This window comes from Tardiphaga sp. OK245, assembly GCF_900108575.1.
GTDB classification, from domain to species: Bacteria; Pseudomonadota; Alphaproteobacteria; order Rhizobiales; family Xanthobacteraceae; genus Tardiphaga; species Tardiphaga robiniae.
On record NZ_FNWZ01000003.1, the window covers coordinates 677186 to 694491 of the forward strand.

General features: G+C 61.3%; 13 protein-coding genes. 8 read left to right on the forward strand and 5 right to left on the reverse strand.

What is annotated here, in order from left to right; translation table 11 throughout:
- Positions 1–120 precede the first annotated feature (120 nt).
- Positions 121–2028: a potassium transporter Kup gene (locus BLW80_RS15770; protein WP_093758676.1), complete on the forward strand. Its 1908-nt coding sequence runs from the start codon at positions 121–123 to the stop codon at positions 2026–2028.
- On the opposite strand, the gene BLW80_RS15775 is transcribed toward BLW80_RS15770, so the two are convergent.
- Positions 2025–2903, reverse strand: a complete 879-nt coding sequence (locus tag BLW80_RS15775) for a LysR family transcriptional regulator (RefSeq protein ID WP_093758677.1) — start codon at positions 2901–2903, stop codon at positions 2025–2027. The two genes, BLW80_RS15770 and BLW80_RS15775, sit on opposite strands and share 4 nt — an antisense overlap.
- Positions 2904–3052: 149 nt before the next feature.
- On the opposite strand from BLW80_RS15775, the gene BLW80_RS15780 reads away from it, so the two are divergent.
- From BLW80_RS15780 to BLW80_RS15795, 4 genes are all read left to right on the forward strand, one after another.
- A complete protein-coding gene (locus tag BLW80_RS15780) occupies positions 3053–3700 on the forward strand; it encodes a hydrolase (RefSeq protein WP_093758678.1) in 648 nt (215 codons plus the stop codon).
- A 149-nt stretch (positions 3701–3849) separates the two neighbouring features.
- Positions 3850–5250 (forward strand): alginate export family protein, encoded by a 1401-nt coding sequence (locus BLW80_RS15785; protein WP_093758679.1) that lies wholly within the window; start codon positions 3850–3852, stop codon positions 5248–5250.
- A gap of 41 nt (positions 5251–5291) precedes the next feature.
- Positions 5292–6332: an LLM class flavin-dependent oxidoreductase gene (locus tag BLW80_RS15790; RefSeq protein ID WP_093758680.1), complete on the forward strand. Its 1041-nt coding sequence runs from the start codon at positions 5292–5294 to the stop codon at positions 6330–6332.
- A gap of 224 nt (positions 6333–6556) precedes the next feature.
- Positions 6557–8323, forward strand: a complete 1767-nt coding sequence (locus BLW80_RS15795; RefSeq protein ID WP_349633104.1) for a monovalent cation:proton antiporter-2 (CPA2) family protein — start codon at positions 6557–6559, stop codon at positions 8321–8323.
- 142 nt (positions 8324–8465) lie between these two features.
- Here BLW80_RS15795 and gyrA read toward each other — a convergent pair whose 3' ends face one another.
- The 3 genes from gyrA to BLW80_RS15810 all read right to left on the reverse strand — a co-directional run bounded on the left by gyrA (position 8466) and on the right by BLW80_RS15810 (position 13130).
- Positions 8466–11237 carry a DNA gyrase subunit A gene (gyrA, locus tag BLW80_RS15800; protein WP_093758682.1) on the reverse strand — a complete coding sequence of 924 codons (2772 nt, stop codon included), beginning with the start codon at positions 11235–11237 and terminating at the stop codon, positions 8466–8468.
- Between the two features lie 205 nt (positions 11238–11442).
- Complete coding sequence (locus tag BLW80_RS15805; protein ID WP_093758683.1) at positions 11443–11847, reverse strand: DUF2306 domain-containing protein; 405 nt, start codon at positions 11845–11847, stop codon at positions 11443–11445.
- A 458-nt stretch (positions 11848–12305) separates the two neighbouring features.
- Positions 12306–13130 carry a nucleoside/nucleotide kinase family protein gene (locus BLW80_RS15810; RefSeq protein ID WP_244528261.1) on the reverse strand — a complete coding sequence of 275 codons (825 nt, stop codon included), beginning with the start codon at positions 13128–13130 and terminating at the stop codon, positions 12306–12308.
- A 228-nt stretch (positions 13131–13358) separates the two neighbouring features.
- On the opposite strand from BLW80_RS15810, the gene BLW80_RS15815 reads away from it, so the two are divergent.
- Entirely contained in the window at positions 13359–14156 is a 798-nt protein-coding gene (locus BLW80_RS15815; protein WP_089264455.1) for a class I SAM-dependent methyltransferase, read from the forward strand.
- 375 nt (positions 14157–14531) lie between these two features.
- On the opposite strand, the gene BLW80_RS15820 is transcribed toward BLW80_RS15815, so the two are convergent.
- Positions 14532–15038 carry a single-stranded DNA-binding protein gene (locus tag BLW80_RS15820; RefSeq protein ID WP_089264456.1) on the reverse strand — a complete coding sequence of 169 codons (507 nt, stop codon included), beginning with the start codon at positions 15036–15038 and terminating at the stop codon, positions 14532–14534.
- Positions 15039–15502: 464 nt separating this feature from the next.
- Here BLW80_RS15820 and BLW80_RS15825 point away from each other — a divergent pair, with 464 nt between their 5' ends.
- Entirely contained in the window at positions 15503–16237 is a 735-nt protein-coding gene (locus BLW80_RS15825) for an outer membrane protein (RefSeq protein WP_093758684.1), read from the forward strand.
- 247 nt (positions 16238–16484) lie between these two features.
- Complete coding sequence (locus BLW80_RS15830) at positions 16485–17243, forward strand: outer membrane protein (protein WP_093758685.1); 759 nt, start codon at positions 16485–16487, stop codon at positions 17241–17243.
- Positions 17244–17306: the final 63 nt, after the last annotated feature.

Consider the following 17306-nt stretch of genomic DNA (forward strand, 5'->3'; position numbering starts at 1 on the left):
CATAGTTCAGTGAAACTCTCGCGACAGCTACTTCAACTAATTTCATAGCAATTCGCGACGCAACGTCGCAGACTGCCGGTCAAGCGCAATTGTCAAGCGCGAGTCCCGTGAGGGCTGCCAGTGACCGCCATCCCAGCCGCATCGCCAGGCCACTCTGGCGGACTTCCTCTCACGGCAACGATCGGCGCGCTCGGCGTCGTCTATGGTGATATCGGCACCAGCCCCCTTTATGCATTGAAGGAAGCCGTGAAGGCAGCGGCCCATGGCGGGCCTCTCACGTCCGAAGCAACGCTCGGCGTGGTGTCGCTGATCCTCTGGGCGTTGATCCTGATTATCTCCCTGAAATACGCACTTCTAATTCTGCGCGCCGACAATCGCGGCGAAGGCGGCATCGTCGCCCTGCTGGCACTGCTCCACGCGCGCAACGCAGAGCCGGGCACATGGCGCGTACATTTGCTGATCGTCGGCCTTGTCGGCGCCGCGCTGCTCTATGGCGATGGCGCCATCACGCCGGCGATCTCGGTCCTATCAGCCATTGAAGGCCTCAAGGTCGATGCACCGTCGCTTGCGCCGGCCGTGGTACCGCTCACCGTCATCATTCTGATCGGGCTGTTTCTGATGCAGAGCAAGGGCACCGGTTTCATCGGTGGCATCTTCGGGCCAGTGATGCTGGGCTGGTTTGCCGTGCTGGCGCTGCTCGGCATCCATGGCATCGTGCAATCGCCCGGCGTGCTCGCTGCCGTCAGTCCGCTCTATGCCTTCGAATTCCTGATCCACCAGGACTTCCACATCAGCTTTGCCATTCTCGGCGCTGCCTTCCTTGCCGTGACCGGCGGCGAAGCGATGTATGCCGATATGGGCCATTTCGGCCGGATGCCGATCCGGCTCGCCTGGTTTGCCATCGCCCTGCCGGCGCTGGTGCTGAACTATTTCGGCCAGGCGGGACTGCTGATCGCCGACCCCACCGCCATCAACAACCCGTTCTATCAACTGGCGCCGGACTGGCTGCACTACCCGCTGGTGGCCTTTGCGACCGTCGCGACGGTGATCGCATCGCAGGCTATCATTTCCGGTGTGTTCTCGCTGACTCAGCAATCGATCCAGCTCGGCTTCCTGCCGCGGATGCAGATCCGGCACACCACCAGCCACGCCATGGGCCAGATCTATGTGCCGCTGGTGAACTGGCTGCTGGCGGCGGCGACGTTGGCCGCCGTGCTCAGCTTCGGCACATCGGACGCCCTGGCAGGCGCCTATGGCATCGCCGTATCGCTGCTGATGGCGATCACCACGCTGCTCGCGGCATTGGTCGCGCTGCAATGGGGCTATCCGCCGCTTCTCGTCGTGACGGTGAACGGCTTTTTCTTCATCATCGATTGCATCTTCTTCGCCGCCAATTCCACGAAGCTGTTCGAAGGCGGCTGGTTTCCGCTGTTCTTGGCGGCTGCTGTCGCGTTCCTGATGTTGACCTGGCGCAGCGGTGTCAAACTCGTCGAAAGCGCCCGCGCCAAACTGCGTCAGCCCGAAGAGGACCTGATCGAGACAGCCGTCAGTCGCTGCCATGCGCGCCTCAATGGCACCGCGGTGTTCCTGGCATCCATGCCGAATGGCGTGCCGCTGGCACTGACGCAATTCGTCAAGCACAACCACGTCCTACATGAGCGCGTCATTCTGGTGACTGTGCTGATCTCCGAAGTGCCGCGTGTCCCGGATGCCGATCGCGCCGAGGTCATAGAAGTGATCGAAGGGATCACGCGCGTCATCCTGCATTACGGCTTCATGCAGTATCCAACGATTTCGGACGGGCTCGGTCTGGCCTCCGAACAGGGCAAACTGCCCGGCATCGACCTCGCCGAGATCACCTATTACATCGGCCGGGAGACCATCATTCCCAGCGACAAGGTCGCCGGGATGGCGGTGTGGCGCGAAACCGTATTCGCGTTCCTGCAACGTAACGCCGAACGCTCCGCAGCGTTCTTCGGCGTGCCGTCCAAGCAAGTCGTCGAGTTCGGCACCGAAATCGAGATTTAAGCCGCGCGCACCTTTTCAAAACACGCGATCAGCAATTCGGTGAGGACCTTTACCTTCCGTGAGGGATGCTGACTTGGTGGGCGGATGACATAAACACCTGCCGGCGGTGGTGGATAGCGTGTCATGACCACAACCAGCGCGCCGGAGGCGATGTAGTCGTCGGTGATGCCACCCGGGAGCCAGGCGATACCGAGTCCTGCCAATGCGGCGGCGACAAGAGCTGCGCCGTTGTCGGCCTTGAATCGCCCCTGTGGACGCACCGTGATGATCTTGTCGCCATCCATGAATTGCCAGGCTTCGGTGCCCTGCATGAGAGCCTGATGGTCGACGAGTTCGTCCGGCGTCTCGGGTGAACCATGCGCTTTGATATAGTCCGGGCTCGCGACTAACTTTCCATAAAAGGGCCCGACGTGCCGCGCGATCAGGTTCGAGTCCTGAAGATAGCCAAACCGGATCGCACAATCGAAACCTTCGGCGATGAGATCGACGAAGCGATCACTGTAGACGGTGTGGACGTGGAGCTGCGGATGACGTCGCGCCATGTCCGCGAGCACAGGCGCGAGGTGAGTTGGGCCGAAAGTCAGAGGCGCCGCAATGCGCAGCCGGCCGGAAAGCTCGCCGTTAGGCAGAATCAGTTCCCGGGCTGCGTCCATCTCAGCGCAGGCCCGGGCCGCATGGTCGCGAAATATGACCCCGGCCTCGGTGAGCGCGGCGCCGCGCGTGTTTCGTGCAAGCAGCTGAACGCCAAGGTCCGCTTCAAGACGGGCGAGTTGTCGACTGACAATCGACTTGGAGACACCGAGCCGGCGCGCGGCAGATGAAACGCCACCCGCATCGGCCACTTCCACAAACGTCCTGAGCTCTTCGATATCCAATTCGGCGTTCCCCGTTCCGCGACACAGCTTGGCACGAGGGGGCACTATCGCATTACCGATACGAACGGCAATACCTCCGTCGGGCAACGTCGCCGTTGGCGCATGTCCCCCAACCCACCTCACTTACAACGGCAGCAGAGGATGTATTCATGACCTTTCGTAATGGCCTTGCGTCGCTTCTTCGTCCCGAAGACTCGGTTCTTGTTCTGATCGACCACCAGCCGTTCCAGATGGCCAACCTGAACAGCCACGAACCGCAGATGGTGATCAACAATACGGTGGGTCTGGCCAAGGCCGCCAAGCTTTTCGGCGTCCCCACGATTCTGACGAGCGTGCTCGTTGAACGTGGCGGCATCCTGTTTCCACAGATCACCGATGTCTTCCCCGGCCAGGAGGTGATCGACCGGACCTGGGTCAACACCTGGCAAGATCCGAAGGTGGTTGACGTGGTGAAAGCGACGGGCCGCAAGCAACTGATCATCGCTGGCCTATGGACCGAAGTCTGCGTCGCGATGCCCACGATCCAGGCTCTCGGCGAGGGCTGGGATGTCACGGTCGTCACGGACGCGTCTGGCGGCATGTCGGTCGAGGCCCACGAGGTCGCGATCCAACGCATGATCCGAGCCGGTGCCAATATGATGACCTGGTTCGCGGTGCTCGCCGAATGGCAGCGCGACTGGGCCCGTCTCGACACGGTGCCCGGACTGACGGACATCATGATACAGCACGGCGGCGGCAGCGGCATCGCCTATGTGTGGGAGCAGCAGCTCCTCAACACGCCGGTGCCGAAGAATTAATTGAGCCAGGGGACGGCGCGACCGTGCGAGCATTGCCCGCTCATCTCGGTCTCGCCGTCCCCCCCTCAGCACAAAAGCAACGGCCGAGCGCAGCGGGAACGAGCTGCGCTGTCCGGTGATCTGACTGCCCCCGTCGATGAAAACGCCTGATGATCAAGTTGAGCTTCGTTCTTGCGGCGACGATCGCCGCGACGACTACAGTCGTACAGGCACAGGTCGGCACTGACGTCGAGCGCGCGCCAACGCTGACGAACGAAAGATATCGCGAGGATTGGTCCTATCTCGAGGATCCATCTAAGCGAACCGGCCGTTGGACTGAGCCCTTCAAATATATCCCGTTGCAGGAGCAAGCGTTGATTTATCTCGCAACTGGCATGGAAGCCCGGTCGCGCTACGAAGGCTATACCAACGTCAATTGGGGATCCGCGCCGAATGACAGTTATATCTGGCACCGTTTCATGCCCTATGCCGACCTTCACGCGGGCAAGGTGCGGTTTTTCACCCAACCCATCTTTTCGGCGATCACCGGCACCAGCCGTCCCGAGCGTCCGGTCGATACGACCGGCGCCGATATGCTTCAGGCATTCGGCGAGATCGAAATGGATGCCGGAGACCGCAGCACGCTGCGGATGTCGGCAGGACGCAAGCTGATGTCGCTGGGCGCTGGCCGCTTCATCGACACCCGCTACGGTCCCAATGTCCCGCAGGCCTTTGACGGTCTCGACGCGATCGTCACCGGACCTGATCGCCAGATGACGCTGTTTTACGCCCGTCCCGTCGACAATTTTCCGGGCGATTTTGATGATCGCATGTCGCGCCAAAAATCCGTCTGGGGCGCCTATGCAACGCAATGGCTGCGGGAGAACAAGTCGGTCGGTGTCGATGTCTATTATCTGGGTTTGCTGGACCGCGATGCGGTTTTCGATCAAGGCCGCGGCAGGGAACTCGCGCATACATTCGGAACGCGAATCTTCGGCGACACCGGCGCCTGGTTCTGGAATGTCGAAGGCGCTCTACAGCGCGGGACTTTCGGAACGCAACGAGTGGAAGCATGGGGTATTGGTGGTGAATTCGGCTATCGCTTCCTCCAGACGCCACTTCAACCCGAACTCCGGTTCATGTCCGATGTTATTTCGGGAGACGGTAACCCGGACGATTCGAAGCTCGGGACGTTCAATCCTCTATTTCCGAGGGGCAAATATTTCGGTGCTCTGTCTCCGGTCGGCCCGCGCAACCTCATTCAGGTCCGGCCGTCGATCACCGTCTATCCGCGCAAAGATGTCGCAGTCTCGCTCACCGGAGCGGCCTATTGGCGACAGAGCACGGCCGACGGGATCTACGGGGTCCCCGGAAATCTCGTGAGAAGCGGCAAAGGCAGCGATGCGCGCTACATCGGACATCAGGTCGAGCTGTCAGTAGCATGGCAGGCTACGGCCGAACTCAATCTGTCTGCATCGCTGAGTGCCTTCGAAGCCGGGCGTTTCATATCGGACACCGGACCCGCACAGACCATAACCCTGATCAGCGTGATGGCGAACTTCCGGTTCTAGCTGTGACACGACCTGATCGACGAATTGAACAAGGAGTTCTCATGGAAATCGGCATCGACAGTTTTGCAGCCATCCTTCCCGATCCGGCGACGGGCAAGCTGCCTTCAGCGACCGATCGCATGGCGGGCCTCCTTGATGAGGTCGAGGTCGCCGACCGGGTTGGGCTCGATGTCTTCGGCATCGGCGAGCACCACCGCGCCGAATTCCTCGATTCCGCGCCCGCGATCATCCTGGCCGCAGCAGCAGCGCGCACCAGCCAGATTCGTTTGACCAGCGCCGTGACAGTGCTGAGCGCCGCTGATCCCGTGCGCGTGTTTCAGGAATTCGCGACTCTCGATCTCATCTCGAAAGGCCGTGCGGAACTCGTCGTTGGTCGTGGCTCGTTTGGCGAAGCCTATCCGCTGTTCGGCATGGACCCGCAGGACTATGACGAACTCTTTGCCGAGAAGCTCGCGCTGTTCCTGAAGCTTGGCGAGACCAAGCATCCGATCTGGAAAGGCCGCTTTCGTGCGGCGCTCGAGGGCCAGGGTGTCTATCCCCGTCCCCATCAGCCGCAGTTGCCGCTCTGGATCGGCGTCGGTGGCACACCGGAATCCTTCGCGCGCGCCGGCACGCTGGGCCTGCCACTGATGGTCGCGATCATCGGCGGCACATTCGCGCGCTTTCGCCCGCTCGTCGATCTCTACCGCGAGGCCGGCAGCCGCGCTGGACACAGTCCCGACAAGCTCAAGGTCGGCGTGCATGCGATGGGCTTTGTCGGCGAGACCGACGCGGCAACCAGGGATGCGTTCTTTCCCGGCTGGGCGCATCTGACGGCGAAGATCGGTCGCGAACGCGGCTGGTCGCCGCCGTCGCGTCAGCAATTCGATGCCATGGCCGGCCCGGAAGGCGCGTTCCTGGTCGGTGCCCCCGCGACGGTTGCTGCCAAGATGCGTCACGCGAGCAAAACCCTCGGTGACGTCTCGCGTATCACCTTCCAGATGAGCACTGCCTCGCTCGAAACCGCCGCGATGAAACGTTCGATCGAACTGTTAGGCAGTGAAGTCGCGCCGATCATTCGGGCAGCGCAATCGAAGGCATGAGAAACGCCCCCCCTTTGATCGTGCAGCACATGACATCGCTCATCACGATCTGAGCCTGACGCGCTGAATTGCCGCACGCATTGCAGCATCGGACAAAGCCGCCAGAGTCATCTAGTGTGCTGCAACGCACTGCGCGAACATGTGCAATCAGTATAAGCACGCCGGATCGAGACGTACGGCCGATAGATGAAAGGGGTGAGATGGCGGACGCTTCCGGTTTTAGCTTGGGACATGTAATTGTCCTGCTGGGTGCGGCCACCGTCGCAGTGCCATTGTTCAAACGATTGGGGCTCGGCTCCGTTCTCGGCTATCTCACCGCGGGTCTCGCCGTGGGGCCGTTCGGCCTCGGCCTTTTCAACGATCCCGAGACCCTGCTCCACACCGCCGAACTCGGCGTCGTCATGTTCCTGTTCATCATCGGGCTGGAGATGCGCCCGTCGAAACTGTGGAAGCTGCGGCGGCAGATCTTTGGCCTCGGCGCAGCACAGGTCATCACCTGCGGCTTTCTGCTCACGCTGGTCGGCATGGCCGCCGGCCTCGCTTTCCCCGTCGCCATGATCGGCGCCATGGGCTTTGTGCTGTCCTCCACCGCCGTCATCATGCAACTGCTGGAGGAACAGGACGAGACTTCCTCGCCCGAAGGCCAGCGCGCCATCGCGATCCTGCTGCTGGAGGATCTCGCCATCGTCCCGCTGCTGGCGCTGGTCGCCATCTGGGGCGCGGCCGAGGCCCCGGCTGCCGCAAATGCAAAACCGATATGGCAGAGTGCCGTCATCGCGCTGGCCGGCCTCGCCGCGCTGCTGGCCGCGGGCCGCTGGCTGCTCGATCCGTTCTTCCGCATCATCGCGCGTGCCGGCGCGCGCGAAGTGCTGACGGCCGCCGCGCTGCTTGTCGTGCTCGGCTCCGCCGTGTTCATGCAGAGCGTCGGCCTGTCGATGGCGATGGGCGCCTTCCTCGCCGGCGTGCTGCTCTCGGAATCGAACTTCCGGCATCAGCTCGAGGCCGACATCGAACCGTTCCGCGGCATCCTGCTCGGCCTGTTCTTCCTCAGCGTCGGCATGTCGCTCGATCTCAGCATCGTCGCCAGTGAATGGATCATGGTGCTGGGCGGCGTCGTGGCCTTCATGATCGTCAAGGCGATCGGCATCTATGTGATCGCGCGCCTCGCAAAGTCTGATCACGCCGCCGCCACCCACCGCGCCGCGCTGTTCGCGCAAGGCGGAGAATTCGCCTTCGTCCTCTATGCGGCAGCGGGGACCGCGGGCATCTTCGACACCCGCGTCTCGGCTGTCATGAGCGCGATCGTCATCCTGTCGATGGCACTGACGCCCATCGTGCTGCTGATCCACGCGCAGATGCGGCAGCGCACGCCTGTCTCCATGGACGGCATCGACAAAGCCGACGGCCTGCGCGGAAAAGTGCTGTTCATCGGCTTCGGCCGCTTCGCGCAGGTGGCGAGCCAGGCCCTGCTGGCGCGCAACATCGAACTGTCGCTGATCGAAACCGATGTGGACATGATCCGCGCCGCCGGCAATTTCGGCTTCAAGATCCACTATGGTGATGGCACCCGCCTCGACGTGCTGCACGCCTCCGGCGCTGGCACCGCTGAAGCGATCCTGATCTGTGTCGACAAACCGGAGGCAGCAGATCACATCGTCGAACTGTGCCGCTTGGAATTTCCGCTGGCCAAACTCTATGTCCGCTCCTACGACCGCGGCCATTCGCTGCGCCTCATTCATGCCGGCGTCGATTTCCAGATCCGCGAGACTTTTGAATCCGCGTTGCTGTTCAGCGAAGCCGTCCTGACCGGCCTCGGCCTCGACGAAGACGAGGCCCGCGAAGCCATCGCCGATGTCCGCGACCGCGACGCGCAACGCGTCGAGCTGGAAGTCATCGGCGGCCTGGAAGCCGGCCGCAAGCTGCTCCGCGGCAATGCCGAAACGCCGGAGCCGAGCCCGTTCTTCAAGACACGGCCGGCGAGTGCGGAGTAGCGGTTCCACGAACGATGTCGAAAATTGGGATGTGAGATCCGAGACCGGCCGACGACGCCGACGATTGTCTCTGCAAGCAAAAAGCCCGCGGCATAACCGCGGGCTTTTTTGATCGACTTGTCGAAGGCGGATGCGGAGAGTCTCAGCCCTCCGCCACCGGCGCACCGTTGCCGTTCTCGCCCTCTTCGCCCTCGCCCGCCTCGCCGATATGCTCGACCGACACGACGTGCTCGTCGTCAGCCGTGTTGAACACGATGACGCCCTGGGTCGAACGGCCGGCGATGCGGATACCTTCCACCGGGCAGCGGATGAGCTGGCCCTTGTCGGTGACCAGCATAATCTGGTCGCTGTCCTCGACCGGGAACGAAGCGATCAGCTTGCCATTACGGTTGTTGACCGACATGGCGACGATGCCCTTACCGCCGCGGCCGGTGGTGCGGTACTCGAACGACGAGGTCCGCTTGCCGTAGCCATTCTCGCTGATGGTCAGTACGAACTGCTCGGACGCCGACATCTCGACATAGCGCTGCTCGCCGAGTTCGATGGCTCCCGTCGCCTCTTCGGTCTCCACGGCAGCCGCCGCTTCGTCCGCGACATCGGCACGCTCCTCGGCGCCGCCGCGACGCACCGCATTGGCACGGCGCAGATAGGCCGCGCGCTCATCCGAATTCGCCTCGAGGTGGCGCAGGATCGTCAGCGAGATCAGCTTGTCGCCGTCCGCGAGAGAGATACCGCGAACGCCCATGGAACTGCGGCCCTGGAACACGCGGACGTCAGTCACCGGGAAACGGATGCACTGGCCGCCGGCAGCGGTCAGCAGCACGTCATCATGTTCGGTGGCGATCTGCACATCGACGATCGCTTCGCCCTCATCAAGCTTCATCGCGATGATGCCGGAGCGCCTGACATCGACGAAGTCAGAGAGCTTGTTGCGGCGGACGTTGCCGCCGGTGGTCGCGAACATCACGTCGAGATCGTTCCACGTCGCCTCGTCCTCAGGCAGCGGCATGATCGTGGTGATGCGTTCGCCCTGCTCCAGCGGCAGGATGTTGATCATCGCCTTGCCGCGGCCGTTTGGCGGCGCGATCGGCAGACGCCAGACCTTTTCCTTGTAGACCTGGCCACGCGACGAGAAGAACAGCACCGGCGTATGGGTCGAGGCCACGAACAGACGCGAGACGAAATCCTCGTCGCGCGTCGCCATGCCGGAGCGGCCCTTGCCGCCGCGGCGCTGCGCCCGATAGGTCGAGAGCGGCACGCGCTTGACGTAGCCATGATGCGACACCGTCACCACCATGTCTTCGCGCTGGATCAGGTCTTCGTCTTCGACCTCGCCTTCCTGTTCCATGATCACGGTCTTGCGCGGCGTCGCGAATTCCAACTTCACCGCGCCGAGTTCGTCCTTGATGATGCCCTGGACGCGCGCGCGCGAACGCAGGATCTCCAGATAGTCCGCAATCTCGACGGCGAGCTTGTCCAGCTCGTCGGAGATTTCTTCGCGGCCCAGAGCTGTCAAGCGAGCCAGTCGCAGATCGAGAATGGCCTTGGCCTGTTCGAAGGACAGCCGCGCGGTACCGTCTTCCTCGAGGCGATGGCGCGGATCGTCGATCAGCATCATCATCGTCGCCACATCCTGCGCCGGCCAGCGGCGCTCCATCAGGATGTCGCGCGCAGTGGTCGGATCCGGCGAGGTCCGGATCACACGAATGACCTCGTCGATATTCGCCACCGCAATGGCCAGGCCGACGAGGATATGCGCGCGGTCGCGCGCCTTGTTGAGCAGGAACTTGGTACGGCGCGTGACGACCTGTTCGCGGAACGCGACGAAGATCGTCAGCAGGTCCTTCAGGTTCATCAGCAACGGCCGGCCGGTGTCGAGCGCCACCATGTTGGCGCCGAAATTGGTCTGCAGCGGCGTGAACTTGTAAAGCTGGTTGAGCACCACCTCCGGCACCGCGTCCCGCTTCAATTCGACGACGACGCGAAAACCGTCGCGGTCGGATTCGTCGCGTAGATCGGAGATGCCTTCGATCTTCTTGTCGCGCACCAGTTCGGCGATGCGCTCCACCATGGTGGCCTTGTTCACCTGGTAGGGAATTTCAGAGACGATGATCGCTTCGCGGTCCTTGCGCGTCGGCTCGATAGAGACCTTGCCGCGCATCACGATGGAGCCGCGGCCGGTGTGATAGGCCGTACGAATCCCGGCGCGGCCGAGAATGATACCACCCGTCGGGAAATCCGGACCTGGGATGATCTTGTTCAGATCGTCAATGGTGAGTGACGGATCATCGATCAGCGCGACGCAGGCGTCGATGACTTCGCCGAGATTGTGCGGCGGGATGTTGGTGGCCATGCCCACGGCGATACCGCCGCCGCCATTGACCAGCAGATTGGGAAACTTGGCGGGCAACACGCGTGGCTCGCGGAACGAGCCGTCGTAGTTGTCCTGATAGTCGACCGTGTCCTTGTCGAGATCGTCGAGCAGCGACTGCGCGATCTTGGTCAGGCGCGACTCGGTATAGCGCATGGCCGCGGCCTGATCGCCATCGACCGAACCGAAATTGCCCTGACCGTCGATCAGCGGCACGCGCATCGAGAAGTCCTGCGCCATGCGGACCATGGCGTCATAGACCGACTGGTCGCCATGCGGATGATATTTACCGATCACGTCGCCGACGGTTCGCGCCGACTTGCGATACGGCTTGTTCCACTCGAAGCCGTTCTCATACATCGCGTAGAGAATGCGGCGATGCACCGGCTTCAAGCCGTCGCGCGCATCCGGCAGCGCACGCGCCACGATCACACTCATGGCGTAATCGAGATACGAACGCTTCATCTCATCGAGGATGGATACGGGACGAATATCCGAGGGGGCCGGTGGCTCCCCAGGCTTCTGGTCTTCGGTGTCGGACAAGGATGATTTCCGGTCAGGTTTTGCTGGGAATCATATAGCGCATCGCGCGGCTTCAAGCCACCCCGCAGACAACGCCCGCGGCTCTATTTTCCTGCTGATTTTTCAAATGCTTACGGGAGCTGTACAGGGCTTGTGAAGTGGCCCCGAATAAGCCAGCCCGAACCCGCCGAATCTTGCGAAAATCATGCGGCCGTCTTGCAGCAATCTAGCGACCGAACACCACGGTGTGCATGACCCGGCCGGGCACAAGGGTGAACACGCCGGCGATCACCAGGGCGCCGGCGAAGATCGAAATCATGGTGATGGCATGCGCCCTGACGCGGTGCCGGCGTGCGGCGACCACTCCGACCACCAGCATCACCGGCGCGATGATCGACAGCAGGTGGATCGGGCTCCAGTCTCGCCACAGCCGGTAGCTATGGCCGTGGATCCCAAACGAACTGATCGCAACGGTGGCGAGCAGGATCACCCAGATCCAGCCGAGCGTCCTGTGTGGCAGCGTGCCCTTGGGCGCGATCAATTGAACGACACCGAGCACGAATGCGACCATGGCCGCAAAAGCATGCAGCGGGATTGGAGCGGCGGCATCAAGCAGCGGCTGCAGCGACATGGTGGCCCTCGCGTTCAGGAGGCAGAGTCAGCTCACCATCGCAGAAATCTTTCCATTGTAAAGATCATATTGCCGCCACGTTGCCGCAGCTAACCGTCCCCTCAAAAAAGCAAAACGCGCTGCGAGCAATCAGCTCACAGCGCGCGATGCAGAAGTTCAGGACGTCCTGACAGCAGATCAGAAGGGTTATATGTGGTTATGGACGTGATGCGTGAGGCGGTCGAGGAGCGCGCCGGTGACCGAGGCTGGATTCCGGGATATCTCCAGGTCGCGCCTGGCGGACGGCTGCACTTTGTTTCGTGCGCGCCTCACGGGCTGATCGTGGCTGAATGGTTGGTTTCGGACGCAAGGCTCTCCGAGACAGGGGACCGCGCTAGTCGAGGCGACCCAAAGTATCCATGCCTCGCTCCGGGCGGACCGGGGCTCGACCACGCAATGATTCAAATCGTGAGCGAGCGTCAGATGCTGCCACCAGGCCCCCGTGCGAAATGTTGAGATCCATCAAGTTCACAGTTGCCAGCTAATCCAGTGGTTTGGCTTTTATCGCCTTGGTCACCCAGGACGGTCTCATTGATATGCTCTCCCAGGACTCGCGTGATGACCTTATCGAAATTGAGGGGGTCGGCACCGTTGACTTGTATCAAGGACCATCCGTCCCGGCGCAAGCACTCGCCGATCTCCCTTGAGATATTGGCCTGCTTCAAGCCCCTGTCCACGCCGAGTTCGAACAGGAGGACTTCGATGAGCGGCTGGTGCGCATGCCGATCCGTAAGACGGCGGCGCAACGTTTCCTGCGGCGCATCGAGCTGGACAAGCAGGTCCGGTCGCGGCAGGAACGCTAGGCAGTCACGAACCACGTCAATGCTTGGAGTTCGCGCCAGCAAAACCAGCGCACACAATGCCTGGATCAGGCCTTCTTCAAAAATGAAGTAACCTTCCGATTCCTGCGCTTTACGCCAAGATTCGCACAGTAGAGCGATGTCGACCTTCATGCGCCATGACCATGTGCGGCTTCGTAGCGGGATTGATGCTAGAAGCCGCGCCGCGACACCGTCCTTCGGCAGGGTCGATAGCAAGACAGGACCGGAGGTGGCAATCTTTCTGCCAATACGCCCAATGCCATGGCGCGTCTCCGGGCCGTCATCCTGGGCCGACGCATATTCAATCAGGCGATAACCGTTCACTGTCTTCAGGTTGATGCCTTCTTGCGCCAGCCCCCGGCAGAGGCCGCGAAGAAGTGTGGTCTTGCCTGCACCAGGCGGCCCAAATAACTCGATGATCATGGTGGAATGCCCAGCGCCTCGGAACAAGCTGTCATTTACCTGCAGGTCAGAGCTTAGCCGGATTACAAACCACACCAACGTTCATTTGAATGACTGTTCGGATCCGCGGACTGCCGCCCGTCGACTAGTCGGATCACGCCTGCCGCTCCGTTCCGGCATCGTGCGAATGCATGAAGACGTCGTCCCGACATCGAGGTTAGCGTCGGCGGACTCGAGGGACATATCCTTATGCTCAACGGAGACACGTTCAGCTATCGCGCGAGCCACCAGTCGGTTGATGTCGTTGCCGACTACGTCAGCACCTTCGAGGTGGGCCATTGCGCGGCATTGTGGCGGGACGTCGAACAGCCCTTGCTCGAAAGCATTCTGCGCCGGCTCGGAGGGCCACAGCGAACAAGCCTCGACTTCGCCTGCGGAACCGGACGCATTGCGAAGGTCGCCGCTCGGTTGTTCGGCTCGGTTGTCGGGGTCGATGTGTCAGAAGCGATGCTTTCGGCAGCTTCGGTGCCAGACAACGTGACGCTGCTATGCGTCGACGTCACCAAGGTTCCTCTCGAACAGACATTTGACGTTGCCACCGCATTTCGGTTCTTCTTGAATGCAGAAGACACGCTTAGGCGCGACGCATTGCGGGCGATCTATCGGCATCTTCGCAACGACGGCGTATTGGTGTGCAATATCCAGCTCAATGCAACGTCACCCATCGGGTCGTTCAGTCGTGTCCTGAACTGGGCATATCCGAGCAGACCTCGACACACCCTGACTTTGTATCAATTTTCAAGCCTGCTGTCGGATGAGGGATTTGAGGTCGTGGAGAGCACGTATTACGGCTATCTCCCGCGACCGGGCCGGTTGTTTCCACATCTCTGCGAGGCGCTGATCGAGCCATTCGAAAAGGCGTGCCGGAGGCTCAAGGTGCCGGGATTATTGGCGGAGAGTTTTATTGTCGCGGCGCGAAAGCGGGAACGCCTGTTTCCTCAGGTGCAGGACCCTCGGCGAATCGTGCAGGCACCAACAACCTCTTGAGGTTCGGGAGCATGATCATCGAGTTCTTTGGCCCGGCAGCCGCAGGAAAGACCACCTTCGCCCACGCGCTGTGCAAGCGGCTCAACGAGCGCGGCCATCATGCGAATGTTGTGCTCAGCTAGCCCAAGGGTCCGGCAGCCCGCTCTCCCTGTCCAAGAGAAGCCCAAACCTCTCGCCGCCCTCCATTACAACGGGCTTTACGCGAAATCGGCTGGCAATGCGTTGATTTATCAAACGAAAGCCCCCCTTGTTTACACAAGCGGGCCCCACAGAATCTGATTCGAGTCTCGTCGGCAATCCGGAAGCTGAAAAACGCTAAGTCATTGAAGAAGCGACGAAAGCGTTTTTTAGTTTACACACAGCTCCAACCAACAGTCAGAACGGGATGTCGTCATCCATGTCGCTGCCGCGGCCACCACCGCCGGCCGGTGCGGCCACGCGGCGCTGCGGCGGAGCGCTCGACTGGCCGCCGCCGAAGCTGTCGCCCATGTCATCGCCGCCGTAACCGCCGCCACCACCCGCGCCACCGCCCTTGCCGTCGAGCATGGTCAGCGTCGAGTTGAAGCCCTGCAGCACGATCTCGGTGGAGTATTTCTCGACACCCTGCGGATCAGTCCATTTGCGGGTCTGCAGCGCGCCTTCGATATAAACCTTGGCGCCCTTCTTCAGATACTGCTCGGCGACCTTGGCGAGACCTTCGCTGAAGATCACGACACGATGCCACTCGGTCTTTTCCTTGCGCTCGCCGGTGCCCTTGTCGCGCCAGGTATCCGAAGTCGCGACGGTCAGGTTGACGACCGGGTTGCCGTTCTGCATCCGGCGGACTTCTGGATCCTTGCCGAGATTGCCGACCAAAATCACCTTGTTGACGCTACCCGCCATGCCACTCTCCTACTCTCGAATCTGAATTGCTGATTGGGCGCCGGCGCAGGCCCTGGCCCGCGCGCAAACGCCGCTGATAATGGGACCCTATACGGTCCGCGCTCCCGCGCAGGCCCCCGCGACGGGGTTATCCACGATCTCTTATATGATCGTCCTCGCATATAGCATGTTCCATTTTTGTTCTCAAGGACACCCCTTGGCGAATTGTTGGGCGACGACGAAGTGCCGAGTCGTCGCTGTCGCGTCCGGGTCGAGCAATAGTGGAACCCGAAGGGAACCGCACCCGGCCAAAATTCATATACCTTTCATTAACTTAGAAACGGCCAAACATCGAAGACGAGTGTGCTATTTGGGTGACGGACTTTTTGGCAGACTTGCGTATATTTCGATCACTGAATTGCATTTGGCGCTTGCGCCGGGACACGAGGCTTCGCCGACGCGAAGCAATTTTGGGGAGAATTCACATGAAGAAGTTTCTGTTGGGCACCGTTGCCCTGATCGCTTTGGGCGCTTCGGTTCCGGCAATGGCCGCTGACCTGGCCGCTCGTCCCTACACCAAGGCTCCGGCCTATGTTCCCGCCCCGATCTACAACTGGACCGGCTTCTACATCGGCGGTCACGTCGGCGGCGCCTTCAACGGTTCGAACGGCTTCGGCGGCACTTCCGACAATTCGGATGGCCGTTTCCTCGGCGGTGTGCAGATCGGTTATGACTACCAGTTCGCTCCGAACTGGGTGTTCGGCATCGAAGGTCAGTACAGCTGGGTTGGTTCGAACAACACCAACGTCGCTTTCCTCACCACGCCCGGCGTCACCTACAACCTGAACCAGAAGGGCCTCGCCTCGGTCACCGGTCGCATCGGTTACACCTGGGGTCCGGCACTGCTCTACGTGAAGGGCGGCTATGCTTACTCCGACTACAGCGAATCGCTGGTCACGACCGTTGGCGCCGTTCCGGTTGCCTTCGCAGCTGGCACCAAGCATGACGGTTACACCGTCGGCGCCGGCCTCGAATACCTGTTCACCCAGAACTGGTCGGGCAAGGTTGAGTACCAGTACTACGACTTCGGCAAGACCACCTTCGCTGCTCCGTCGCCGGTTGGCATCGTCGGCCTGTCGTCCCGCAACGACGAGCACACCGTCAAGGCTGGCCTGAACTACCGCTTCAACTGGGGTGGCCCGGTTGTCGCCAAGTACTGAGCTTCGCGCCTGATTTCAGCCTCGTGACTACGGAAAGGCCGGCGGAAACGCCGGCCTTTTTCGTATGGCTGGAAGCCCGGCTTCCGGAGAGATAAGAGCTAACCATCGCTGCGGTTGAATACTACCCACGACTGTAGCGTGCGAATTTTCGCGCAACTATTGCGTTTGTTTTTCTCCGTTGCAAGGAAGGCACAGCCTGATCGCCTGAACCGCGCTAGAGTTGAAACACTCACAAGGGGAGCATGCCATGAAGAAAATTCTGCTCGCATCCGCCGCCCTCGCTGTTCTCGGCTCGGCAACGTCCGCTTCTGCGGCCGATCTCGCGGCACGGCCCTACACCAAGGCGCCTCCGATGATCGCCGTCGTCTATGACTGGACCGGTTTCTATATCGGCGGCAACGGCGGTTGGGGAACGAGCCGCAAATGCTGGGACACGACCCAGGTTCTCGGTGCCGCACTGGCCTTCAGCGAGGGATGCCATGACGCAAGCGGCGGCACGGCTGGCGGTCAGATCGGCTATCGCTGGCAGAGCGCTGCTTGGGTGTTCGGTCTGGAAGCACAGGGCAACTGGGCAGACTTCAAGGGCTCGAATGTCAGCCAGCTCGTACTCGGTACGACCGGCAACCGGTCCAAGATCGAAGCCTTCGGCCTGTTCACTGGCCAGATCGGTTACGCCTGGAACAACACCCTTCTTTACGTGAAGGGCGGCGCTGCCGTGACGAGCGACAAGTATCAGGGCTACACCGTGGGAACCAACGTCGTATTCGATAACGCCAAGGAAACCCGCTGGGGCGGTACGGTTGGCGTTGGCCTGGAATATGGCTTCACGCCAAACTGGTCCTTCGCGGTCGAATACGACCATCTGTTCATGGAGACCAGCAGCAACAGCTTCACCGCTGTGACACTTCCTGTGACCTCGCGTATCGATCGCATCAGCCAGGACGTCGACGTCGTCACCGCCCGCATCAACTACAAGTGGGGCGGCCCTGTCATCGCCAAGTACTGAGACAAGTACTGAGACAAGTACTGAGACAAGTACTGAGAACTGCGACCGCCTTCCCTCATTCCG

Excerpts from the sequence above, each read along its gene's own strand:
- BLW80_RS15780 (WP_093758678.1), top strand. The coding sequence starts at position 3,053 with ATGACCTTTCGTAATGGCCTTGCGTCGCTTCTTCGTCCCGAAGACTCG.
- BLW80_RS15785 (WP_093758679.1), top strand. The coding sequence starts at position 3,850 with ATGATCAAGTTGAGCTTCGTTCTTGCGGCGACGATCGCCGCGACGACT.
- BLW80_RS15790 (WP_093758680.1), top strand. The coding sequence starts at position 5,292 with ATGGAAATCGGCATCGACAGTTTTGCAGCCATCCTTCCCGATCCGGCG.
- BLW80_RS15805 (WP_093758683.1), bottom strand. The coding sequence starts at position 11,847 with ATGTCGCTGCAGCCGCTGCTTGATGCCGCCGCTCCAATCCCGCTGCAT.
- BLW80_RS15810 (WP_244528261.1), bottom strand. The coding sequence starts at position 13,130 with ATGATCATCGAGTTATTTGGGCCGCCTGGTGCAGGCAAGACCACACTT.
- BLW80_RS15815 (WP_089264455.1), top strand. The coding sequence starts at position 13,359 with ATGCTCAACGGAGACACGTTCAGCTATCGCGCGAGCCACCAGTCGGTT.
- BLW80_RS15820 (WP_089264456.1), bottom strand. The coding sequence starts at position 15,038 with ATGGCGGGTAGCGTCAACAAGGTGATTTTGGTCGGCAATCTCGGCAAG.
- BLW80_RS15825 (WP_093758684.1), top strand. The coding sequence starts at position 15,503 with ATGAAGAAGTTTCTGTTGGGCACCGTTGCCCTGATCGCTTTGGGCGCT.
- BLW80_RS15830 (WP_093758685.1), top strand. The coding sequence starts at position 16,485 with ATGAAGAAAATTCTGCTCGCATCCGCCGCCCTCGCTGTTCTCGGCTCG.